The sequence below is a fragment of the Protaetiibacter intestinalis genome, assembly GCF_003627075.1.
GTDB lineage: Bacteria > Actinomycetota > Actinomycetes > Actinomycetales > Microbacteriaceae > Homoserinibacter > Homoserinibacter intestinalis.
On the sequence record NZ_CP032630.1, the window covers coordinates 1415964 to 1438493 of the forward strand.

Sequence of the window (22530 nt, forward strand, 5' to 3'; positions counted from 1 at the left end):
GGGTCATAATCGTTCGACCGAGAAAGCGCTTTCTCGGATACCATGAGCATACGCGCGACGACGAGGAGGTCCGGCGTGAGCAGTCTCGGCGAACTGCGGAAGATGGCCCTGAACCGCAAGGGTTCGGGCATCAAGGCCGCCACCCCCGACAACAAGGCGGCGTACATCTTCCTGGCCCCCTGGCTCGTGGGCCTCGTGGTCTTCACGATCGGGCCGATGCTCGCATCCCTGTACCTGTCGTTCACCGACTACAACCTGCTGAAGCCGCCCGTGTGGAGCGGCTTCGACAACATCGTGCGGATGATGAACGACGAGCGCCTGTGGAACTCGCTGCGCGTCACCTTCACCTACGTGGTGTTCTCGGTGCCGCTGCAGCTCGCCTTCGCCCTGCTCGTCGCGCTCATCCTCGACCGCGGGATGCGCGGACTCGGCATCTACCGCTCGATCTTCTACCTGCCGAGCCTGCTCGGCGGCTCCGTCGCCATCGCCATCCTCTGGCGCCAGGTGTTCGGCAACGACGGCATCATCAACGGCTTCCTGTCGTGGTTCGGGATCGAGGGGCCCGGCTGGATCTCGCACCCCGACTACGCGCTCGGGACGATCATCATCCTGCACATCTGGACCTTCGGCTCGCCCATGGTGATCTTCCTCGCGGGCCTCCGGCAGATCCCCGACATGTACTACGAGGCGGCCTCGATGGACGGCGCGGGCAAGATCCGGCGCTTCTTCTCCATCACCTTCCCGCTGCTGACGCCCATCATCTTCTTCAACCTCGTGCTGCAGATCATCTTCGCGTTCCAGTCGTTCACGCAGGCCTACATCGTCTCCGGCGGCACCGGCGGGCCGAGCGACTCGACCATGTTCTTCACGCTCTACCTCTACAAGCAGGCGTTCACCCAGCTCGACATGGGCTACGCATCCGCCATGGCGTGGTTCCTGCTGCTCATCATCGCCGGCTTCACCGCCTTCAACTTCTGGCTCTCGCGGTTCTGGGTCTTCTATGACGACTGAGACGCCCCCGACCCGACCCGTGACCCCGAACCGAAAGGCACCGCGATGAGCTCAGCCGCAGCCACCGAGCAGGCGACTCTGCCCCCGCTCCCCGCGCCCCCGAAGTCGCGCATCCACTACCGGCGCCGCGCCCGGATCGCCTCCGTCTTCAAGCACGCGGGCCTCATCCTGCTGTCGATCGTCATGATCTACCCGCTCATCTGGCTCGTGGTCTCCTCCCTCAAGCCCAACGACCAGATCTTCCGCGACCTCAGCATCTTCACGACCGACCTCACCCTCGACAACTACGTCCAGGGGTGGACCACCCAGGGGCTGCCGTTCAGCCACTTCCTGCTGAACTCGGCGATCCTGTCGGTCGGCGCGATCCTCGGCAACCTGATCTCGTGCTCGCTCGCCGCCTACGCCTTCGCGCGGCTGCGGTTCCGCGGGCGCAACCTGTTCTTCGCGATCATGCTCGGCACGATCATGCTGCCGTTCCACGTCGTGCTCGTGCCGCAGTTCGTGATCTTCCGCGAGCTCGGCTGGCTCGAGACGTTCCTGCCGCTCATCGTGCCGAAGTTCCTCGCCACGGATGCCTTCTTCGTCTTCCTCATGGTGCAGTTCATCCGCGGACTCCCGAAGGAGATCTTCGAGGCGGCCCGCATCGACGGGGCGGGGCATCCGCGCATCTTCGCGCAGGTGACCCTGCCGCTCATGGTGCCGGCGCTCGCGACCACCGCGATCTTCACCTTCATCTGGACCTGGGGCGACTTCTTCGGCCCCCTCATCTACCTGCGCACGCGCGAGAACTTCCCCGTGTCGATCGCCCTCAAGGGCTTCGTGGATGCGCAGTCCAGCTCGGACTACGGGGCCATGTTCGCGATGAGCGTCGTCTCGCTCATCCCGCTGTTCCTGGCCTTCCTGATCGGGCAGAAGTACCTGGTCAAGGGCATCGCGACGACGGGGATCAAGTGAGCATCAGGAACTACGCCCTCGTCGGGGTCGGCTCGCGCGCCCAGATGTACCTCGAGGCGATCGCCGGGGCGCACGCCGACGTGGCGCGCCTCGCGGCCTGGGCCGACACCAACCCCGGGCGCATCGCCTGGTCGCTCGCGCGATTCCCGGGCCTCGGCGCCCCTCTCGAGTTCGGCCTCGACGAGCTCGCGCGTGTCGTGCGGGAGCAGGCGATCGACGCCGTCATCGTCACGACGCCCGACGCGACGCACGCCGACTACATCGTCACCGCCCTCGAGGCGGGCGCGGACGTCGTGGTCGAGAAGCCCCTCACCACGACCGCCGAGGGGGTGCGGCGCATCGCGGATGCCGTGGAGCGCACCGGACGACAGGTCACGATCACCTTCAACTACCGCTACGCCCCCCGCAACACGGCGCTGCGGCAGGTCATCGCCTCCGGGGCGATCGGCGAGGTCACGAGCGTGCACTTCGAGTGGGTGCTCGACACCGGCCACGGCGCCGACTACTTCCGCCGTTGGCACCGCGAGAAGGCGAACTCGGGCGGCCTGCTCATCCACAAGGCCTCGCACCACTTCGACCTCGTGAACTGGTGGATCGCCGACAGCCCCGTGAAGGTGTACGCCTCGGGGGGCCTGCGCTTCTACGGCGCCGAGAACGCGGCCCGGCGCGGCCTCGGTCCGCGGCCCGAGCGCGGCACGACCGACTCCGAGCTGCGCGACCGCTTCAGCCTCGACCTGCGGCGCGACCCGCTGTTCGCGGGGCTCTACTACGAGCAGGAGCAGCACGACGGCTACCTGCGCGACCGCGACGTGTTCGACGCGGGCATCACGATCGAGGACAACCTCTCGCTCGTGGTCGACTACGCGCGCGGCGCGTCGATGTCGTACTCGCTGAACGCCCACGCGCCGTGGGAGGGCTACACGGTCTCCGTCAACGGCACCCAGGGTCGCGCCGAGCTGACCGTCGTCGAGCGCGGCGCGGTGATGCTCGACGAGGACGGCGACGTCGTCGTCGACCCGAGCGCGCGCCCCGACCTCGTCGTCGACGAGGGCGCCCGCCCCGTCTCGGAGCGGCTCATGGTGCAGCGGCACTGGGAGGCCGCGACCGAGGTGGAGATCCCGCACGGGGCGGGCGGGCACGGGGGCGGCGACGCGCTGCTGCTGCGCGAGGTGTTCGTGGGCGGCGAGGTCGACCCGCTCGGACGCGCCGCCACCTGGCGCGACGGCGTGCGCGCGGTCGTCGTGGGCCTCGCCGGCAACCGCTCGCTCGAGACCGGCCAGGCGGTGCGGATCGGCGAGCTCGGCCTCGGCGTGGCCGCCCGCGGTCTGCCGGGGGTGGACGCATGACCCGCACCCTCGTCACGGGCGGCGCCGGCCGGCTCGGGCGCAGCGTCGTCGCGGCGCTCGCGGCCTCCGGGCGCGAGGTGGTCTCGGTCGACCGGGTCGCCGCGGAGGGGCTGCCGGCGCAGCAGTTCGAGCTCGACCTGCTCGACGACGCGGCCCGCCACGAGCTGTTCACGCGCGTCGCGCCCGAGGAGGTCGTGCACCTCGCCGCCATCCCGGCACCCTTCGCCGCCCCCGACGACGAGCTCTACGCCGTCAACACAGGACTCGCCTCCGGGGTGCTCGGCGACGCGCTGCGCGTCGGCACGCGCGCCCTGCTCGCCGCGAGCAGCCCCACGGTGATCGGCTACGGGGCGCCCGAGGGCTGGGCGCCCGCCTACCTGCCGCTCGACGAGGCGCATCCGGTGGCGCCGTGGAACGCCTACTCGCGCTCCAAGGTCGCCGTCGAGGAGCTCGTGCGCGAGACGGCCGAGCGCGAGGGCGCGCGCATCCGCCTCGGCACCTTCCGGCCCTGCTACGTCATCGCCCCCGAGGAGTGGGCCGGCGCACCCACCCAGCAGGGGCACACCCTGCTGGAACGCCTCGCCCAGCCCGAGCTCTCGGCGGTGGCGCTGTTCAACTACCTCGACGCGCGCGACGCGGGCGCGTTCGTGGTGGCCTGGCTCGACCACGCGGATGCCGTGCCGAACGGCGCCGTGCTCTTCGCGGGCGCGCGCGACGCGCTCGTGCGCGGCCCCGTGCGCGAGGCGGTCGCCGCCCACCTGCCGAGCGCGGCCGACGCGGCCGAGGCGCTCGGCGAGCGGGACGCCCTGTTCTCGAGCGCCCGCGCCGAGGAGCTGCTCGGCTGGCGGCCGACGCGCAGCTGGCGCACCGAACTCGTGGAGGTGGAGGGTGAGTGAGTTGAGGTTCCCCGACGGGGTGCTGTTCTTCCCGGTGACGGCGTTCCGCGCCGACGGGTCGGTCGACCTCGACGCGACCGGCGCGCACGTCGCCGAGCGCGTCGGCGACGGCCCGGGCGGCGTGTTCGCGGCGTGCGGCACGGGCGAGTTCCACGCGCTCTCCGCCGGCGAGCACGCGGCCGTCGTGCGGGCGGCCGTCGAGGCGACCGCGGGCCGGGTGCCGGTCGTCGCCGGCGCGGGCGGGCCGCTCGGCCACGCCATCGACTGCGTGCGCGCCGCCGAGCAGGCCGGCGCCGACGGCATCCTGCTGCTGCCGCCCTACCTCGTCGAGGGGCCCGCGGACGGCGTGGTCGCCTACGCGGAGGCGGTGCTCGCCGCGAGCGGGCTGCCGGTCGTGCTCTACCACCGCGGGGCCGGCCGCCTCACCCCGCGCGGTGTCGAGCGGCTGCTCGGGCATCCGCGCGTCGCCGGCATCAAGGACGGCGTGGGCGACATCGCCCTCGCGCAGCAGTTCGTGCGGGTCGCGGCCGAGTCGGGCCGGGCGGAGACGCTGTTCTTCAACGGCCTGCTGACCGCCGAGCTCAGCCAGGCCGCCTACCGCGCGATCGGCGTGCCCCTCTACTCCTCGGCGGTGTTCGCCATGGCGCCCGACATCGCGACCGCGTTCTACCGGGCGTCCCTGGCCGACGACCTCGCCACCCAGCACCGCCTGCTCGACGGCTTCTACCGTCCGCTCGTCGCCCTGCGCGACGAGACGCCCGGCTTCGCCGTCTCGCTCATCAAGGCGGGGCTGCGGCTCGCCGGCGCCCCCGTCGGCTCGGTGCGCGCGCCGCTCGTCGACCCGAGCGCCGCACAGCTCGACCGTCTCGCCGCGATCCTCGACGAGGGACACCGGATCGCCGCGGCATGAGCGCGCCGCCGATCGAGAGCATCCGCGTGGGGCGGGTGCGGGTGCCGCTGCGGCGTCCGTGGGCGAGCGACGTGACCGACGTCACGGTGCTGCCCGTCGAGGTGCGCCGCACGGACGGCGTCACCGGCTACGGCTTCAGCTGGACCCCCACGATCGGTGCGGGGGCGGTGCGCGCGTTCCTCGAGGAGGAGCTCGCCCCGTGGTGGACGGGGCGCCCCGCCGACCCGGCGCTCTGGCCCGAAGCCTGGGCGCGCGTGCACGAGGCGGGCGGCGGGGGCGTCACGACGATCGCGCTCGCGGGCGTCGACCTCGCCCTGTGGGATGCCGCGGGGCGCCGAGCGGGCACGGGCGTCGCCGAGCTCATCGGCCGCCGCCACGACACGCTCCCCGTCTACGGCAGCGGCGTGAACCTGCACTACAGCCTCGACGAGCTCGTCGCCCAGACGGAGCGCTGGGTGGCCGCGGGGCATCGCGCCGTCAAGGTCAAGATCGGCAAACCCGACCCGCGCGAGGACCTCGAGCGGATGCGCGCCGTGCGCGAGGTGCTCGGGCCGGACCGCGAGCTCATGGTCGACGCCAACCAGCGCTGGAGCCTCGCGCAGGCCGTGCACGCCCTCGGGATGCTCGAGGAGGTGCGGCCCGCGTGGATCGAGGAGCCGCTGCGGGCCGACGACCTCGCCGAGCACCGCGAACTCGCCAAGCGCACCGGCATCCCGATCGCCGTCGGCGAGAACCTGCACACCGTGCACCGCTTCCGCGAGGCGCTGGACGCCGGGGCGACCGTGCTGCAACCCAACATCGTGCGGGTGGGCGGCATCACGCCGTTCCTCGAGATCGCGCGCGAGGTGCGCGCGGCCGGGGCGACGCTCGCCCCGCACCTGCTGCCGGAGCTCTCGGCGCAGCTCGCCTTCGCGCTGCCCGAGGAGCACTGGATCGAAGACGTCGAGGACGCCCGCTTCGCGGAGCTCGGCGCCCTCGCCGAGGAGCCGGGGCTCGTGTTCGCCGATGCCCGCGTCTCGGGCGGTCCCGCCGCCGGCCTCGGCATCCGCTTCCGCGAACCACGTGAGGAGGACACCCCATGAGCCACGCACGAGCCGCGGTGCACCGCGCCGCCCGCGTCGCGCCCGCGTTCGCCGCCCTGAGCGGTGCCCGGCGCGCCGAACTGCTCGGCCGCATCGCCGACGCGCTCGACGCCCGGGCCGACGAGCTCGTCGCCGTCGCCGGGCAGGAGACCGACCTTCCGGAGGCGCGGCTGCGCGGCGAACTCGCCCGCACCACCGCCCAGCTGCGCAAGTTCGGTGCCGTCGTCACCGAGGGCGCCTACCTCGAGGCGACCGTCGACCACGCCGACCCGGGCGACACCCCGCCGCGCCCCGACCTCCGGCGGATGCTGCGCCCGATCGGACCGGTCGCGGTGTTCGCGGCCTCCAACTTCCCCTTCGCGTTCTCGGTCGCGGGCGGCGACACGGCATCCGCGCTCGCCGTCGGCTGCCCCGTGATCGTCAAGACGCACCCCGGGCATCCGGGCACCTCGGCGTTCACGGCCACCCTCGTGGCCGCCGCCCTCGCCGAGGGCGGCGCGCCCGACGGGGTGTTCCAGACGGTCGAGGGCTTCGAGGAGGGGCTCGAGCTGGTCGACGCGGACGAGCTCGAGGCGGTCGCGTTCACCGGCTCGCTGCGCGGCGGCCGGGCGCTGCTCGACCGCTGCACCGCGCGGGAGCGGCCCATCCCGTTCTATGGCGAGCTCGGCTCGCTCAACCCCGTCGTCGTGACGCCGGACGCGGATGCCGCCCGCGGCGCCGCGCTCGCCGCCGGCCTCGCCGGATCGTTCCAGCTCGGCGACGGCCAGTTCTGCACGAAGCCGGGGCTCGTGCTCGTCCCGGAGGGCTCGGCGCTCGAGGCCGCGCTGCCCGACTCCGTCGTGGCGGGGGAGCCGCGGATGCTCACCCCCGCGATCGCCGACGGCTACGCGAGCGGGCGCGACCGGGCGGCCGCCATCCCGGGCGTCGAGGTGCTCGCGGGCGGCGGCGGGGCGACCGCGCCGACCGTGCTCGCGGCCGACGCCGCCACCCTGCTCGCGCACCGCGAACTGCTCGACGAGGTGTTCGGCCCGGTCACCGTGCTCGTGCGCTACCGCGACGCGGCCGCCCTGCAGGAGGTGCTCGAGACGCTCGAGGGCAGCCTCACCATGACCCTGCACGCCGAACCCGAGGAGGACGTCACGGGCCTCGCCGACTGGATGGCGGGGCGCGCCGGGCGGGTGCTGTTCGGCGGCTGGCCGACCGGCGTCGCCGTGTCGTGGGCGCAGCACCACGGCGGACCGTGGCCGGCCACCAACACCGTGTTCACCTCCGTCGGGGCCACCGCCGTGCGCCGCTTCCTGCGGCCCGTCGCCTACCAGGACGCGCCCGCATCCGCGCTGCCGGAGGCCCTGCACGACGACAACCCCCTCGGCATCCCCCGCCGCGTCGACGGCGTCTACGTGCTCCCCGCCACCCCCGCTGGTTGAGTGCCACCGATGGCGGTACCCCTTCCCGCTGGTTGAGTGCCGCGCGCCGGGCGTCACCCCTTCCGCTGGTTGAGTGCCGCGCGAAGCGCGGTGTATCGAAACCAGCGAAGGCGCCCCTCGATGGGGCGCCTTCGCTCGGTGAGGGCCCACTGGTCCACGCCTGCACGGTTTTCGATACGCCCGCTGCGCGGGCTACTCAACCCGCGGGAGGGGTGGCGCTGCGCGGGCTACTCAACCAGCGGGACGGGCCGGAGCCACCCCGGCGAACGCACGCCTGAGCGGGGTGCCGGGGTCGCGGGTGCGGTCGAGGAAGCGGCGGGCGATGAGGTCGAGGCCCGGCTGGCCGGGGTGCAGGCCGTCGGTGAGCAGGGCCGCGTCGTCGGGCCCCAGCAGTTCGCGCCCGTCGAGGTAGCCGAGCGCGGGGTCGGCGCGCGCCGCCACCAGTTCGGCGAGCAGTTCCCGGCTCGCGGCGAGGGTGAGCGCGGTGGCGTCGTCCTGTGGCGTGCCCACGAGCCGCCCGTCCGGTCCCGCCCGCCCCGGCCCCGGCGTCTCCTCGAGCGCGGGGCACGTGAAGGCGCCGATCACCACGATCGGCACCTCCGGCATCCGGTCGCGCAGCAGGTCGAGGAAGCCGTGCGCGGCGGAGGCGAAGGCGCGACGGCGCATGGCATCCGCCGCGACCACGTTGATGCCGAGCTCGAGCGTCACGACGTCGGCGTCGAGGGCGCGGATGCTGAGCGCCGTCATCGGGTCGAGCTGGGCGTTGCCGCCGAAGCCGAGGTTCGTCCAGCGGATGCCGAGCTCGCGCCCCACGAGCGCCGGCCACGTTCCGCGGGCGTCGCGGGCCGCCCCGCCGTGGCTGATCGAGCTGCCGTGGTGAACCCAGTGCGCACCGGTGCGGGCGGGCGCCGCGGCGACGGCGGCGTCGCCGGTCACCCCGTCGACCGCGACCGCCGCGTCGACCGGGAACCACACCACCACCTCCCGCTCGGCGCCCGTGCCGCCGAGCTCGAGCACCAGGCGCCGCGCGGGCGCCGGCTCGGCCATCCACGCCGCGTCCCGCACCTCGCGGATGAGACCCGTGGGCTCCACGCTCGCGCGGGCCACGACCTCGCCGTCGACCTCGGCGAGGAACTCGGCCGTGCGCTCGGGCGCCTCCCGGTGCGCCATCACGAGCCGGTCGACACGCACCTCGAGGGTCAGCGTGCGCGCGGCGGTGCGCAGCCGCATCCGCACCCCGGAGGCGAACGACCCCATCACGCGCAGCGGCTCGGGGGCGAGCGCCGACTGCGCCGCGAGCAGCCGCAGCGGACGCCAGCCGTCGCCCTCGCGCACCGTCTCCACGGCCCCGTCGAAGCGAACGGTTCCGGGGGCCACCCCGCCATTCTGCTCCTCGGCTGCGGGTCAGCGCTGCGTCTCGACCTCGACGATCGCGATCTCCTGCGTCGCCGTGTCGCGGTCGGCGGCCGTCGCGGAGGAGAGCCTGAGCGGCCAGCGCCCGCCGCGGTTCCAGCGCACCCGCACCTCCCGGGTGCGCAGGTAGAAGCCGGCCGCGATCGCCGCCGCGACGAACCCGGATGCGGCGCCCACGGCGATCGCCCAGCGCGGCCCCGCCGCATCCGCGACCGCGCCGACGAGGGGGGCGCCGATCGGGGTGCCGCCCATGAAGATCGCCAGGTAGATGGCCATCACCCGGCCGCGCATCGACGGGGCGGTCGTGGTCTGCACGTAGGCGTTGGCGGTGTTCATCATCGTGATGCCCGTGAAGCCCACCACCACGAGCAGCGCCGCGAAGCTCCACGGCTCGGGGGCGAGGGCGGCGCCCGCGAGCGAGAGCCCGAAGCCGAGGCTCGCGAGGGTCACGGTGCGCAGCCGGGGCCGCTCCCGCCGGGCGGCGATCAGGGCGCCCGCGACCGAGCCGACGGCGAGCGCCGACGACAGCCAGCCGAACTCCTGCGGCCCCTCGCCGAACTCCACGCGCGCCATCGTCGAGGTGTAGATGGGGAAGTTGTAGCCGAGCGTGCCGGTGAGGAACACCATCGCGAACACCAGCAGGATGTCGGGCCGGCGCCGCACGTAGCGGAAGCCCGCCCGCAGCTGCCCGCGCCCCTTCGCCTTGCGCGTGAAGGGGGTGAACTCGGCGGGCCGCAGCGCCCACAGCGAGCCGAGCACGGCGAGGAAGGTGGCCGCGTTGATGAGGAACACCCAGCCGGAGCCGACCGCCGCCACGAGCACACCCGCCACCGCGGGTCCGATGAGGCGCGCCCCGTTGAAGGAGGCGGCGTTGAGGGCGACGGCGTTGGCGAGCGTGCGGTCGTCGACGAGCTCGCCCACGAACGCCTGCCGGGTGGGGGCGTCGAACGCGGCCGCGACGCCGAGCCCGAGCGCGAAGGCGAACACCATCCACAGCTGCACGACGCCGGTGAGCGTCAGCACGCCGAGCCCCACCCCGAGCAGCAGCATCGCGCCCTGGGTGACGGCGAGCACGCGGCGTCGGTCGAAGCGGTCGGCCACCCAGCCGGTGATCGGCAGCAGCACGAGCTGCGGCCCGAACTGCAACGCCATCACGACGCCCACCGCGATCGCGTCGTCGTCGGTGAGCTCGGCCAGCACGAGCCAGTCCTGGGCGATGCGCTGCATCCAGGTGCCCGTGTTGGAGACGAGCGCGCCCGCGAACCAGATGCGGTAGTTCCGTGTCGCGAACGAACGGAACATCTGACTCATCGCATCCATCATCCACCCCTCGCCTGGATGCCGGCCGCTCGGCGCTACGCTCGGATCCGGCGAGGAGGCCCGATGACCTACGTGACCCGCACCGAGCACACCTTCGTGGACGCCCACGGGGTGACCATCCACTACTACGTGTGGGCGGCCCCCGAGCCGCGCGCGATCGTGCAGCTGCTGCACGGGGTGGGCGAGTACGCCACCCGCTACGAGCGCTTCGCGCAGGCGCTCGCATTCGCCGGGTACACGGTCTACGCCGACGACCACCGCGGGCACGGCGCCACCGGCCTCGGGCAGTGGGGCGGCGACCACGCGAAGCTCGGCAAGCTCGGCCCGGGCGGCGTCCGCGCCGCCATCGCGGCGATCCAGCAGCTCACGGGCATCATCCGCACCGCGCACCCCGACCTGCCCCTCGCGCTGTTCGGGCACAGCCTGGGGTCGCTGTTCGCGCAGAAGATCATCGGCACGGATGCCGCGAGCTACGACGCCGTGATCCTCTCGGCGAGCGCCTACCGCACCCTCACCGACATGAACGGGGGCGACCTCAACGCGAAGCACAAGCACCTCGGCACGACCGGGCACGAGTGGCTCTCGCGCGACCCCGCGGTGTGGGCGGCGTTCGCGGCCGACCCGCTCACCTTCGATGCCAAGGTGCTGGCGCTCTTCGGCCTGCCCGACACCCTGCGGCTGCTCGGCACGCCGAGGAGGCTGAACCGGGACCTGCCGATGCTCATCATGATCGGCGAGGAGGATCCGCTGGGCGGCCCCGCGAGCATCCGCAAACTCGCGGCCGCCTACGAGAAGCGCGGCGGCCTCAGCGATGTGACGGTCACCATCTACCCCGGCGCGCGCCACGAGACCCTCAACGAGACCAACCAGGCCGAGGTGCGCGCCGACATCGTCGCCTGGCTCGACGCCCACGTCGGTCGTGAGAACCCGAGCCCGCACCGCGGGTAAGGCGCACCTAAGCTAGAGGGGTGCATGGCGAGTACAAGGTGCCGGGCGGCAAGCTCGTCGTGGTCGACGTCGACATCGAGGGCGAGCGGCTCGCGAACGTGCGGCTCTCGGGAGACTTCTTCCTCGAACCCGACGACGCGCTCCCGCTCATCGACGCCGCGCTGACCGGCCTTCCCGCGGATGCCGACGGTCGGGCGATCGCCGCCGCCGTGCAGGCGGCGCTGCCGGAGGGTGCCGTGATGCTCGGCTTCTCGCCCGAGGCGGTCGCCACCGCGGTGCGCCGCGCCGTGCACCGCGCCACCACCTGGCGCGACTACGACTGGGAGCTCGTGCATCCCGGCCCCCTCAGCCCCGTCACCCACCTCGCCCTCGACCAGGTGCTCGCCGAGGAGGTCGCGGCCGGTCGCCGCAAGCCCACCCTGCGCATCTGGGAGTGGGACGAGCCCGCCGTCGTCATCGGCAGCTTCCAGTCGGTGAAGAACGAGGTGGATGCCGAGAACGCCGAGCGTTTCGGCATCCCCGTGGTGCGGCGCATCTCGGGCGGCGGCGCCATGTTCATGGAGGCGGGCTCCGTCGTCACCTACTCGCTGTACGCGCCGATCGACCTCGTGCAGGGCATGAGCTTCGCCGACAGCTACGCCTACCTCGACGACTGGGTGCTCGTGGCGCTGCGCTCTCTCGGCATCGAGGCGACGTACCAGCCGCTCAACGACATCGCGAGCCCCACCGGCAAGATCGGCGGCGCCGCCCAGAAGCGGCTCGCCGACGGCGCCGTGCTGCACCACGTGACGATGTCGTACGACATCGACGCCGAGAAGATGGTGCAGGTGCTGCGCATCGGGCGCGAGAAGCTCAGCGACAAGGGCACGAAATCCGCCCAGAAGCGCGTCGACCCGCTGCGCAGCCAGACCGGCCTCTCGCGGGCCGAGATCATCGAGCGCATGGTGGCGACCTTCCGCTCGCTGCACGGACTGCACGACGGCGAGATCACCCCGGCCGAGTACGCGCGCGCGGAGCAGCTGGTGGCCGAGAAGTTCGGCACCGACGAGTGGCTGTACCGGGTCCCGTGAGCCGCCCCGCGGCCGGCGGGGGAGCCCACCTCGCGCGACGGCGCACCCTCCTCGGGGTGGCGCTCGCCGTGCTGCTCGTGGCGGCGGTGCTCGTCTCGGCGGTCGTCGGCCAGTTCCCGGTGAGCGTCGCGGAGGTGGTCGGCTCGCTGCTGCGCGCGGTCGGCATCCCCAACGGCTGGGCGCCCGACGACCCGACGACGGAGGCGGCGCTCTGGGTGATCCGGTTCCCGCGCATCGTCATGGCGATCGCCGTCGGTGCCGCGCTCGCGGTGGCGGGCACCGTCATGCAGGCGATCTTCGGCAACCCGCTCGCCGAGCCGGGTGTCGTGGGCGTCTCCTCCGGTGCGGCGCTCGGTGCGGCGGTGGCCATCGTCTCCGGGCTGCTCGCCTTCGGCGAGTGGACGATCGCGCTGCTCGCCTTCGCGGGCGGCCTCGGCGCGACGCTGCTCGTCTACGGCGTCTCGCGCGCGGGCGGCCGCACCGAGGTGGTGACGCTGCTGCTCACCGGCATCGCCGTCAACGCCTTCGGCGGTGCCGGGCTCGCGTTCCTGCTGTTCCTCGCGGGCACCGCGAGTCGCGAGCAGATCGTGTTCTGGCAGCTCGGATCGCTCAGCGGCTCGCTCTGGCGGGAGTCGATCCTGGTGGTCGTCGTCGCGGCGATCGGCACGGTGGTCGCCGTCGTGCTCGGCCGGCGCTACGACATCCTGTCGCTCGGGGAGCGGAACGCCCGGCACCTCGGCGTCGACGTGGAGCGGCTGCGGTTCTGGTCGATCGTGCTCGTCGCGCTGCTCACGGGCGCGGCGGTGGCGTTCGTCGGCATCATCGCCTTCGTGGGCCTCGTCATCCCGCATCTCATGCGCATGATCATCGGGCCGTCGCACCGCGCGCTGCTCGCATCGAGCGCGGCGGGCGGCGCGCTGCTCATCGTCGTGGCGGACCTGCTCTCGCGCACCCTCGTGTCGGGGGCGGAGCTGCCGATCGGCCTGCTCACCTCGCTCATCGGCGGCCCGTTCTTCTTCTTCCTGCTGTGGCGTCAGCGCCGCGCGTCGGGGGGATGGGCATGACGGGCCTGCGCGCGGAGGGCGTCACGGTCGAGCTCGGCGGGCGCGCCGTCGTGCAGGGGGTGAACCTCGAGGTGGCGGCGGGTGAGGTGCTCGCCCTCGTCGGACCGAACGGCGCCGGCAAGTCGACACTGCTCGCGGCGATCTCGGGCGAACGCGCGCCGAGCCACGGCCGGGTGGTCGTGGCGGGCCGCGAGGTGGGCGAGTACACCCCGCTCGAGCTGGCGCGGGTGCGCGCGATGCTCACCCAGGACAACGCCGTCAGCTTCCCCTTCCTCGTCGCGGATGTCGTGGAGATGGGGCGCAGCCCCTGGGCGCGCACGGGCGAGCGCGAGCGCGACGACGCGGTCATCGCATCCGCCACCGCCCGCACCGACATCGCGCACCTCGTGAAGCGCCGCTTCACCGAGCTCTCGGGCGGCGAGCGCGCCCGCGTCTCGCTCGCCCGCGTGCTCGCCCAGGACACGCCCGTCGTGCTGCTCGACGAGCCGACCGCGGCCCTCGACCTGCGCCACCAGGAGGACGTGCTGCGCATCGCGCGCGAGCTCGCCGCCGAGGGCCGAACGGTGGTCGTCGTGCTGCACGACCTCTCCCTCGCGGGCGCCTACGCGGATCGCGTGGCCCTCCTCGAGGACGGCCGCCTCCGCGCCCACGGCACCCCCGTCGAGGTGCTCACCGCCGAGCTCGTCTCCGAGGTCTACCGCCTCCCCGTCGAGGTGCTCGTCCGCGACGGTCGCCCCCTCCTGATCCCGGTGCGCTAGTCCGTTCGGGAGGACGACGCGCCGTGCAGCCCCTCCAATCCGGGCCGTGTGCGGCGCGTCGTCCTCCCGAACGGAGAGCACGTAGGCTCGGGCGGTGGGTTCCGTACGGTACGTCGCCATCGGCGACTCGTTCAGCGAGGGGATGGGCGACGAGCTGCCCGACGGCACGGTGCGCGGCTGGGCGGACCTCGCCGCGCAGGGCTGGGCCGACGGCCTCGGCGAGCCGGTCGAGTACGCCAACCTCGCCATCCGCGGCAAGCTCATCGCACCCATCGTCGAGCAGCAGCTCGAGCCGGCGCTCGCCCTGAAGCCCACCCACCTGAGCTTCAACGGGGGCGGCAACGACATCCTGCGGCCGCGCGCCGACGCCGAGCACATCGCCGACCTCTTCGAGCATGTCGTGCGGCGCTGCGACGAGGAGGGGGTGACGCTCATCCTGCTGTCGGGCGCCAACCCCACCGCGCAGCTGCCGCTCGGGTCCGTCATGCGGCGCCGCGGCGACCTGTTGGCCCGGGTCGTCGAGGCGCGCATCGGAGGCCGCGACGACATCGTGCGCGCGCTCAACTGGTTCGACGCCGAGCTCGCGAAGCCGTCGTACTGGTCGGACGACCGCCTGCACATGAACCCGCGCGGCCATCACCGGGTCGCCGCGCGGCTGCTCGACGCGCTTGGTGTGCCGCGTCCGGATGCGTGGTGGTCGCTTCCCGAGCTGCCCGCCTCCGGCCCGCGCGGTGCCGCCTACTACCGCGAGCACGTCGGCCCGTGGGTGAAGCGCCGCCTCACCGGCACCTCCTCGGGCGACGGCCGCGAGCCGAAGTTCGGCGGCGGCTGGGTGACGCGGAACCCCGCCGGGATAGCGTGATCGGATGAGCTCCTCCGCGTGGCCCGAGGCCGAGCCGCCCGTCCGTCGCCCGCCACGGTGGGGCGCGGCGCTCGCGAGCGTCGCGATCGGCGTCGGCGGGGCGCTGCTCGGCCTCCTGCCGTGGATCGCCACCGGGATGCGGCTGCCGCTGCAGAACCTGTGGGCCCTCGACGCGCTGCCGGAGGACATGCCCGTGGCCTGGCTGCCGTTCAGCCAGTACTCCGTGACCTTCCTGCTCGCCGTGCTCGTGGTGGGCGCCGCGGCCGCGGGGATCGCGACCCGCGTGCTGCGGCGACGGCTGCCGTCGGCGGCACCCGTCACCGTCGCGGCGGGGCTGCTCTTCGTGCAGGTCGTCGCGGCCGCGCAGGCCGTGGAGGTGCTGCGGGCCGGGCTGCAGACCGGCGACGAGGCCGCGTTCTATCTCGCGGCGTGCATCGGTGTGGCGGTGTTCGGGATGGTCGGCGGGCTGCTCGGTTTCGCGGCCGTCGCCCGCGGGGGCGTGCCGGTCGCGGTCGTGGCGTTGACGCTCGCGGCGATCTCGGTCGGATGGTGGATCTCCGGGTACCTCGCGCTGCTCGGTCCGCTGTCGCCGCTGCCCTACGCCCTGGCGCCGCTCGCCACCTGGATCCCGCCCGTGCTCGCGGGCGCCGCGATCGCCTGGGGCGGAGTCCGCACGCGCGGGCGGATCGTCGCGGCCGCGGTCGGCCTCGTGCTGCTCTGGGTCGTGCCGGCGCTCGCGACCGCCGTGCAGTCGGCGGTCGGCTCGCGGGTGCTGCTGCGGAGCCCGGGGGACCTGCTCGACTACGGCTGGAGCGTGTTCGTGTCGGCGCTCACGATGCCGCAGCTCGTGCTGCCGCGACTCGCGGTCGCGGTCGTCGTGGCGGCGGTGGGGTTCGCGGGCGTGGCGGTGGTCTCGAGGCGGGTTGCTCAGCGCGTCAGCAGCGGCTGATAGTCCGGATGCCGCTCGACGTAGGCGGCGATGAAGGGGCACAGCGCGACGACGCGCGTGCCCTCCTCGGCGGCCACCGCATCCAGCGCGCTCTTCGCGAGCAGTGACCCGAGCCCGCGCTCCTGGATGGTCGGGTCGATCTCGGTGTGGGTGAAGGTGATGACGCCGGGTTCGCGCCGGTAGAGGGCCTTGCCGATCACCTCGCCATCGCGTTCGAGCACGAATCGGCTGCGTTCGGGGAGGTCGACGACGCGATCGGTCATGCTCCGACGCTAGCCGGTGGCCGCGCGCCGCGCTTGCCGGCATCCCACTTGGCGTCCCATCTCAAGGAGCCGAACCACCCATCTCAAGGAGTGCGCTCGGAGAAACCGTCACACGGGCCGCATCCGCCTCACCCTCCACACGGGTTCCTTGAGATGGGATGCCCCACTCCTTGAGATGGGAGGGGGTGGGAGGGATCACTCCGAGCCGCGCTCGATGATGCGCGTCGGCATCATCGTGATCTGCGACACCGTGCCGCCGTCGATGAGGTGCAGCAGCACGTCGACCATGCGCCGCCCCTGCTCGACGGTCGGCTGCTCGACGGTCGTGAGCGGCGGGCTCGACGACTGGGCGGCGTAGTCGTTGTCGAAGGTCACGAGTCCCAGGTCGTGCGGCACCGCCTTGCCGTGGCTGCGCAGCACGTTGAGGGCACCGGATGCCATGAGCGAGCTCGCCGCGAACACCCCGTCGAGCTCGGGCTCGCGTTCCAGCAGCCGACGCATGGCGGCCTCGCCGCCCGCCGGGCTGAAGTCGCCGTGCTCGACGAGGTCGGTCGGGATCCCGGCGGCGTCGAGCGCCTGCCGCCAGCCCTCGAGGCGGTCGAGTCCCGCGGACATGTCGGCGGGGCCGGCGATCGTCGCGATGCGGCGGCGCCCGTGCTCGACGAGCGTGCGGGTGACGTTGCGGGCCGCCTCGACGTTGTCGACGTCGATGTAGTACGCCGCCGAGCCCTCCTGGCTCATGGGCCGCCCGCCGAACACGACCGGGATCGAGCGCGCGAGCTGCGTGTAGGAGCGGTCGTCGGAGTGGTGCGACAGCACGAGGGCGCCGTCGACGTTGCCCGCCTGCAGGTAGCGGCGGGTCTTCTCGCCGTCGTTCTCGGCGGCGATGAGCAGGCTCAGCGTGTAGTCGGTGTCGGCGAGGTACATGGCGATGCCCTGCACGACGGTGGCGAAGTACGGGTCGGCGAAGAACTTGGCCGTGTTCTCGGGGATGACGAGGGCGATCGACTGCGTGCGCCGGCTCGCGAGGGTGCGGGCGGCGCGGTTCGGCACGTACCCGAGCTCGTCGATCGCCTTCTGCACCGCGGCGAGCGCTTCGGGCGTCACCTTCGGGGAGTCGTTGATGACGCGCGACACGGTGGACCGGGACACACCGGCGGCAGCGGCGACCATCTCGAGGGTCGGCGCTCCTCCGCGCAGTTCCGGGGTCATCGGGGGGTCCTCCTGGCCGGGATCGGCCTGTTCATCCTACGGCGTGAGGCTCCGGGCGGAGGCGGCGATCGCGGCGAAGGTGTGCCCGGAATCCTTGACGATGCGCTCCTGGCTGACGTAGTCCACGTACACCACCCCGAAGCGCTTCTCGTAGCCCCAGGCCCACTCGAAGTTGTCCATGAGCGACCACGCGAAGTAGCCCCGCACATCCGCCCCCTGCGCGACCGCCTGCGCGACCGCCTCGAGGTGCCGTTCGAGGAACGCGACCCGGTCGGCGTCGTGCACGTGCCCGTCCTCGGCGAGCTCGTCGGGCCAGGCCGAGCCGTTCTCGGTGATGTAGAGCGGCGGCAGCTGGGGGTACTCCCGGCCGAGGCGCACGAGCAGGCTGCGCAGGCCGTCGGGGTTGATCTCCCAGCCCATCGCCGTCTGCGGCAGGTGCCGGGTGGGGGTGGTGATGAACTCGGAGCCCACGAACCACGACGAGGTCTGCTTGTCGGTCGGGGCGAGCCCCCGCGGGTGCCCCTCGGGCAGCGGATGCCCCGAGACGTTGTCGTCGTGGTAGTGGTTCACGCCGAGGAAGTCGATGGGCTGGTTGATCACCTCGAGGTCGCCGCCGAGCACGAGCTCCTCGAAGCGGTGGGCCGCGACGTCCTGGAGGAAGTCGGCCGGGTAGGAGCCCAGCAGGATCGGCTCGAGGTACGCGCGGTTCCAGAGGGCGTCGAGGCGGCGGGCCGCGTCGAGGTCGACGGGGTCGGCCGGGTCGTTCGGGATGGCGTTGGTGAGGTTGAGCGTGATGCCGAGCTTCTCGGCGCCCCGCGCGCGCAGCTCGCGCACGGCGAGGCCGTGGGCGAGGTGCTGGTGGTGCAGCGCCGCGAGGCCGGCGCGCGGTTCCTGGCGTCCGGGGGCGTGCTCGCCGCCGGCGTAGCCGATGAGCGAGGAGCACAGCGGCTCGTTGAAGGTCGTCCAGTGGGTGACCCGGTCGCCGAGCGCATCGTGCACCGCGATCGCGTAGTCGAGGAAGCGCTCGGCGGTGTCGCGGTTCGCCCAGCCGCCCGTCTCCTCCACCGCCTGGGGCAGATCCCAGTGGTAGAGCGTGAGCCAGGGCAGGATGCCGTTCGCGAGCAGTTCGTCGACGAGACGGCTGTAGAAGTCGAGGCCCTTCGCGTTGACGGGGCCGTCGGCGGGCTTCACCCGCGCCCAGCTCACCGAGAAGCGGTAGGAGTCGAGCCCCAGCCGCTTCATGAGCTGCACGTCCTCCGGCATCCGGTGGTAGTGGTCCACCGCCACCTCGGGGGTGTCGCCGTGCGCCACGTTGCCGGGGATGCGGGCGAAGTGGTCCCAGATGGAGTCGAGCTTGCCGTCCTCGTGGGCGGCGCCCTCGATCTGGGCGGCGGCCGTCGCGGCACCCCACAGGAACCCGGCCGGCCAGTGGAAGCCGTCGGGCAGGGCCAGCGCCATCAGCCCTTCACCGCCCCCGCCATGATGCCGGCGACGAGCTGGCGTCCGGCGAAGAAGAACAGCAGCAGCAGCGGGATGGTGGCGAGCACCGCACCGGCCAGCACGATCGTGTAGTTGACGTACTTGGCGGACTGCAGCTGACTGAGCGCCACCTGCAGGGTGGGATTCGAGCCCGCGACGATGAGGGGCCACAGGTAGTCGGTCCAGGCCGTCATGAAGGTGAACAGGCCGAGCACCGCCATCGCGGGCCGCGCGGCGGGCACGCCCACGTTCCAGAAGGTGCGGATCTGGTTGGCGCCGTCCATGCGGGCCGCCTCGATGAGCTCGTCGGGGATCACATCCACGAGGTACTGCCGCATGAAGAACACGCCGAACGCGGTCACGAGCGTCGGCACGATGATCGCGCCGAGGCTGCCGGTCCAGCCGAACTCCTTCATGAGGATGAACAGCGGGATGATGCCGAGCTGCGTCGGCACCGCGAGCGTCAGGATGACGAACAGCATGAGCCCGTTGCGTCCGCGGAAGCGGAGCTTCGCGAACGCGTAGCCGGCGAGGGTGGAGAAGAACAGCACCGACACCGTGATCGCGGTCGAGACGATGACGCTGTTGGCGAGCGCCTTCCAGAAGTCGATGGTGTTGAACACCTCGATCGCGTTCTCGAAGAAGTGGCTGCCGGGGATGAGCGGCGGGTAGGGCAGCGTCAGCACCGTGGTGTCGCTCGAGCCGGCGACGAACGACCACCACAGCGGGTAGGCGCTCACGGTGAACCAGACGCCGAGGATGGCGTAGATGTACCAGCGGGGCCGGCGGTCGCGCATCCCGCGGGAGACGCGGACGTCGTCGCGGCGGGAGATGCGGGGGGTTGCGGTGGTCATGGGCGGCGCTCCAGCTGGTTCTCGGCGACGAAGGGGATGGACTTCCGCGACCGGTAGCGCAGCAGTCGCCGTGCGGCGCTGCGTTTGGCGATCTTGGTCTCGCTCGAGGCGATCCCCTTGGAGAGGTAGTAGTTCACGAGCCCGATGAGCACGATGATGATGAGCAGGATGAAGGCGATCGCCGAGGCCCGCCCGAAGCGGTCCTGGTTGAACGCCATGTTCCAGATGTAGAGCGTGGTGGTCTCGAACTGGTGGTACGCGCCGCCCGGGGTGGCGCGGGTGGCGTCGAACAGCTTCGGCTCGGTGAAGATCTGCAGGCCGCCGATGGTCGCCGTGATGAGCACGAAGATGAAGGTCGGGCGGATGCTCGGCAGCGTGATCGAGAAGAAGCGGCGGAAGGCGCCGGCGCCGTCGAGGGCGGCCGACTCGTAGATGTCGGTGGGCACGGCCTGCATGGCGGCGAGCAGGATGAGGGCGTTGTAGCCGGTCCAGCGCCAGTTCACCATGGTGGCGATCGCGAGGTGGCCGGGGAGCGTGTCGTGCTTCCACAGCACCGGGTCGATGCCGAACGAGCCGAGGATGTTGTTCACGAGGCCGTAGTCCTCGGAGAAGATGCTGCTGAAGATGAGGGCGACGGCGGCGGGCGTCACGACGTAGGGCAGCAGGACGCTCAGGCGCCAGAAGGTCTGCGCCCGCAGGTTCTGGTCGAGGATCGCGGCGATGAAGGTCGCGCCGATCAGCTGCGGGATGGCGGACAGCAGGAAGATGCTGAAGGTGTTGCCGAGGGAGTTCCAGAACCACGGGTCCTGCAGCTCGATGATGTAGTTGTCGAAGCCGACCCAGTCGCCCTGGCCCTTCAGCAGGTCCCAGTCGTTGAGCGAGACGACGAAGGTGTAGACGAGCGGGAAGAGTCCGACGAGGCCGAAGAGCACGAAGAACGGCGCCACGTAGACGTAGGGCGAGTACTTCGCGTCGGCGTGGTTGAGCCGCTGGCTGAGCGTCAGCCGCGGTTTGGCCGCCGGCGGGGCGTTGAGTGTCGTGGTCATCGGGTGCTTCTTCGTCAGAGTCGTTGTCGGAGGCGAGGCCCCCCGGGCGGGAGTGCCGCCCGAGGGGCCTCGCGTGGTGTTACTGCTCCGGTCAGCCGACCAGCTGGTTCAGCAGCTCGATCGCCTGGTTCCAGGTGGTCTCGCCGTCGGCCTCGCCGGCGTCGAGGGCGGTGCGCGGCGGACCGAAGACCTGCTCCTGGATGATCGCGTCATCCGGGCCCTTGAACTGGGCGGTCACGCCCTGGGCGCGCGAGCCGAGGATCTCACCGACGGGAGCGTCGTTGAAGAACGCACCGAGGTCGTTCGGCCCGGTCACGCCGGGGTCGGACTGCGCCTCGATGTTGCTCGGGAAGGTGCCCGCGGCCTGGAAGGCGGCGACCTGCTGCTGGGCGGCGGTCAGCCACTCGGCGAGCGCAGCGGCCTCCTTCGGGTGCTTCGACGAGGTGGGAACCGTCAGGAACGATCCACCCCAGTTCGACGCTCCACCGGGGAACACGTCGGCGAAGTCCCAGCCGGTGCTGGCGTCGCCGCCGGCGGCCTCGGTGTTGCCCTTGACGACGCCGAGCATCCAGCCCGGGCAGACGAAGACGGAGAAGGTGCCGTCGACGAACGCCTGGCCCTTACCCCAGTCCCACTGGGCCTGGTTGGCGGAGAGGCCCGCCTGCTGGGCGTCGGCGAGCTGCAGCCAGAAGTTCTTCAGCGTCGAGTTGCCCTCGACGTTGAGCTCGCCGTCCGCGGTGTAGTAACCCTCGTCCTGCTGGTTCACGAAGGCGTTCCACAGGAAGCCGGACTGGTCGTAGAACGCCTTGCCCGACGCGTCGTGGTACTGCTTGCCGACCTCGAAGAACTTGTCCCAGGTGGCCGACGAGCCGCCGAAGAGCTCCGCGACGGCGTCGCGGTCGCTCGGGAGGCCGGCCGCCTCGAAGAGCTTGCCGTTGTAGCACAGGCCCTCCGGTCCGATGTCGGTGCCGTAGCCGATGATGCGGCCGTCCGAGTCGGTCGCCTGCTGGACCTTCCAGTCCACCCAGTTGCCCTTGATGTCGTCGGCGCCGTAGTCGCGCAGGTCGGTGAAGGTGTCCGACACCTCCATCACCGAGCCGAGCCAGCCCTCTTCGACGGCCTGGACGTCGGGGAGGCCACCGGAGGCCTGCTTCGTCTTCCAGTCGGTCAGCGCGTTGCCGCCGGTGTCGATGTTGGTGGCCTTGATGGTGATGTTCGGGTGGTCCTTCTCGTACTGCGCGTAGAGACCGTCGAGACCCATGGTTCCGAACGTGGTGATGGTGAGGGTGATGGGCTCGTCGCTGGAGCCGCCGTTGTCGCCGTCACTCGCGCACCCGGAGAGGACCAGGGCGAGGGAGGCGGTACCGGCGATCGCAGCGACAGCAGCGGTGCGTCGTGAGAAGTTCACGGTCACTCCTTTGTGTGCGTGGATGGGGTAGATCTCGGTGGGAGCGCTCTCATGATCGGAGCGTGGGAGCGCTCCCACGAAATCGGGGCCACACTACGCACGGTCCGCGAGCGGTGTCAACTCCGGCTTTGGCAACGAATTGGCAACGATCGAAAATGCCTGGTCGGAGGCGGTAGACAGGACGGTCCGACACGCGGGAGAGCGCTCCCACGACCTCGGCGCGCGAGGCCCCGACGCACCCCGCGCACGCCCTCCGGC

General features: G+C 72.2%; 21 protein-coding genes. 13 read left to right on the forward strand and 8 right to left on the reverse strand.

The window, feature by feature from the left end:
- The first annotated feature begins 75 nt into the window (after positions 1 to 75).
- The 7 genes from D7I47_RS06670 to D7I47_RS06700 are packed head-to-tail and all read left to right on the forward strand — an operon-like array spanning position 76 to position 7626.
- Positions 76 to 1011 carry a carbohydrate ABC transporter permease gene (locus D7I47_RS06670; RefSeq protein ID WP_120762319.1) on the forward strand — a complete coding sequence of 312 codons (936 nt, stop codon included), beginning with the start codon at positions 76 to 78 and terminating at the stop codon, positions 1009 to 1011.
- 45 nt (positions 1012 to 1056) lie between these two features.
- Positions 1057 to 1965, forward strand: coding sequence for a carbohydrate ABC transporter permease (locus D7I47_RS06675; RefSeq protein WP_120762320.1), 909 nt, complete (start codon positions 1057 to 1059; stop codon positions 1963 to 1965).
- Positions 1966 to 2009: 44 nt separating this feature from the next.
- Entirely contained in the window at positions 2010 to 3311 is a 1302-nt protein-coding gene (locus D7I47_RS06680) for a Gfo/Idh/MocA family protein (RefSeq protein ID WP_120763848.1), read from the forward strand.
- On the forward strand, positions 3308 to 4207 hold the full coding sequence (locus tag D7I47_RS06685) for an NAD-dependent epimerase/dehydratase family protein (RefSeq protein WP_120762321.1): 900 nt from the start codon (positions 3308 to 3310) through the stop codon (positions 4205 to 4207). The genes D7I47_RS06680 and D7I47_RS06685 overlap by 4 nt, the downstream gene beginning before the upstream one ends.
- A gap of 1 nt (position 4208) precedes the next feature.
- Positions 4209 to 5117 (forward strand): 5-dehydro-4-deoxyglucarate dehydratase, encoded by a 909-nt coding sequence (locus tag D7I47_RS06690; protein WP_120762322.1) that lies wholly within the window; start codon positions 4209 to 4211, stop codon positions 5115 to 5117.
- The gene (locus D7I47_RS06695; protein WP_120762323.1) at positions 5114 to 6199 is read left to right on the forward strand and encodes a mandelate racemase/muconate lactonizing enzyme family protein; all 1086 of its coding nucleotides are present in this window, start codon (positions 5114 to 5116) and stop codon (positions 6197 to 6199) included. The genes D7I47_RS06690 and D7I47_RS06695 overlap by 4 nt, the downstream gene beginning before the upstream one ends.
- Positions 6196 to 7626 (forward strand): aldehyde dehydrogenase (NADP(+)), encoded by a 1431-nt coding sequence (locus D7I47_RS06700; protein WP_120762324.1) that lies wholly within the window; start codon positions 6196 to 6198, stop codon positions 7624 to 7626. Before D7I47_RS06695 ends, D7I47_RS06700 begins: the two co-directional genes overlap by 4 nt.
- 231 nt (positions 7627 to 7857) lie before the next feature.
- Here the strand turns inward: D7I47_RS06700 and D7I47_RS06705 are convergent, their stop codons facing one another.
- Positions 7858 to 9003: a GDSL-type esterase/lipase family protein gene (locus D7I47_RS06705; RefSeq protein ID WP_120762325.1), complete on the reverse strand. Its 1146-nt coding sequence runs from the start codon at positions 9001 to 9003 to the stop codon at positions 7858 to 7860.
- A gap of 27 nt (positions 9004 to 9030) precedes the next feature.
- A complete protein-coding gene (locus tag D7I47_RS06710) occupies positions 9031 to 10350 on the reverse strand; it encodes an MFS transporter (protein WP_120762326.1) in 1320 nt (439 codons plus the stop codon).
- Positions 10351 to 10422: 72 nt separating this feature from the next.
- Between D7I47_RS06710 and D7I47_RS06715 the strand changes: the two genes are divergently transcribed.
- The 6 genes from D7I47_RS06715 (at position 10423) to D7I47_RS06740 (ending at position 16010) form a co-directional block, all read left to right on the forward strand.
- Positions 10423 to 11307: an alpha/beta hydrolase gene (locus D7I47_RS06715; RefSeq protein ID WP_120762327.1), complete on the forward strand. Its 885-nt coding sequence runs from the start codon at positions 10423 to 10425 to the stop codon at positions 11305 to 11307.
- A gap of 20 nt (positions 11308 to 11327) precedes the next feature.
- Complete coding sequence (locus tag D7I47_RS06720; protein ID WP_120762328.1) at positions 11328 to 12377, forward strand: lipoate--protein ligase family protein; 1050 nt, start codon at positions 11328 to 11330, stop codon at positions 12375 to 12377.
- Positions 12374 to 13441 carry a FecCD family ABC transporter permease gene (locus tag D7I47_RS06725; protein WP_120762329.1) on the forward strand — a complete coding sequence of 356 codons (1068 nt, stop codon included), beginning with the start codon at positions 12374 to 12376 and terminating at the stop codon, positions 13439 to 13441. Before D7I47_RS06720 ends, D7I47_RS06725 begins: the two co-directional genes overlap by 4 nt.
- Entirely contained in the window at positions 13438 to 14199 is a 762-nt protein-coding gene (locus D7I47_RS06730) for a heme ABC transporter ATP-binding protein (RefSeq protein ID WP_120763849.1), read from the forward strand. Before D7I47_RS06725 ends, D7I47_RS06730 begins: the two co-directional genes overlap by 4 nt.
- A gap of 94 nt (positions 14200 to 14293) precedes the next feature.
- Entirely contained in the window at positions 14294 to 15061 is a 768-nt protein-coding gene (locus D7I47_RS06735; RefSeq protein WP_120762330.1) for an SGNH/GDSL hydrolase family protein, read from the forward strand.
- Between the two features lie 4 nt (positions 15062 to 15065).
- Positions 15066 to 16010, forward strand: coding sequence for a hypothetical protein (locus tag D7I47_RS06740; protein WP_120762331.1), 945 nt, complete (start codon positions 15066 to 15068; stop codon positions 16008 to 16010).
- Here D7I47_RS06740 and D7I47_RS06745 read toward each other — a convergent pair.
- The 6 genes from D7I47_RS06745 to D7I47_RS06770 form a co-directional block, all read right to left on the reverse strand.
- Complete coding sequence (locus tag D7I47_RS06745; protein ID WP_120762332.1) at positions 15989 to 16273, reverse strand: GNAT family N-acetyltransferase; 285 nt, start codon at positions 16271 to 16273, stop codon at positions 15989 to 15991. The two genes, D7I47_RS06740 and D7I47_RS06745, sit on opposite strands and share 22 nt — an antisense overlap.
- Positions 16274 to 16468: 195 nt before the next feature.
- Positions 16469 to 17485: a LacI family DNA-binding transcriptional regulator gene (locus tag D7I47_RS06750; RefSeq protein WP_120762333.1), complete on the reverse strand. Its 1017-nt coding sequence runs from the start codon at positions 17483 to 17485 to the stop codon at positions 16469 to 16471.
- A 36-nt stretch (positions 17486 to 17521) separates the two neighbouring features.
- Positions 17522 to 18943, reverse strand: coding sequence for a GH1 family beta-glucosidase (locus D7I47_RS06755; protein ID WP_120762334.1), 1422 nt, complete (start codon positions 18941 to 18943; stop codon positions 17522 to 17524).
- Positions 18943 to 19818: a carbohydrate ABC transporter permease gene (locus D7I47_RS06760; RefSeq protein ID WP_120762335.1), complete on the reverse strand. Its 876-nt coding sequence runs from the start codon at positions 19816 to 19818 to the stop codon at positions 18943 to 18945. Before D7I47_RS06760 ends, D7I47_RS06755 begins: the two co-directional genes overlap by 1 nt.
- On the reverse strand, positions 19815 to 20864 hold the full coding sequence (locus D7I47_RS06765) for a carbohydrate ABC transporter permease (protein ID WP_120762336.1): 1050 nt from the start codon (positions 20862 to 20864) through the stop codon (positions 19815 to 19817). The genes D7I47_RS06760 and D7I47_RS06765 overlap by 4 nt, the downstream gene beginning before the upstream one ends.
- A 91-nt stretch (positions 20865 to 20955) precedes the next feature.
- Positions 20956 to 22272 (reverse strand): ABC transporter substrate-binding protein, encoded by a 1317-nt coding sequence (locus D7I47_RS06770; protein ID WP_120762337.1) that lies wholly within the window; start codon positions 22270 to 22272, stop codon positions 20956 to 20958.
- Positions 22273 to 22530: the final 258 nt, after the last annotated feature.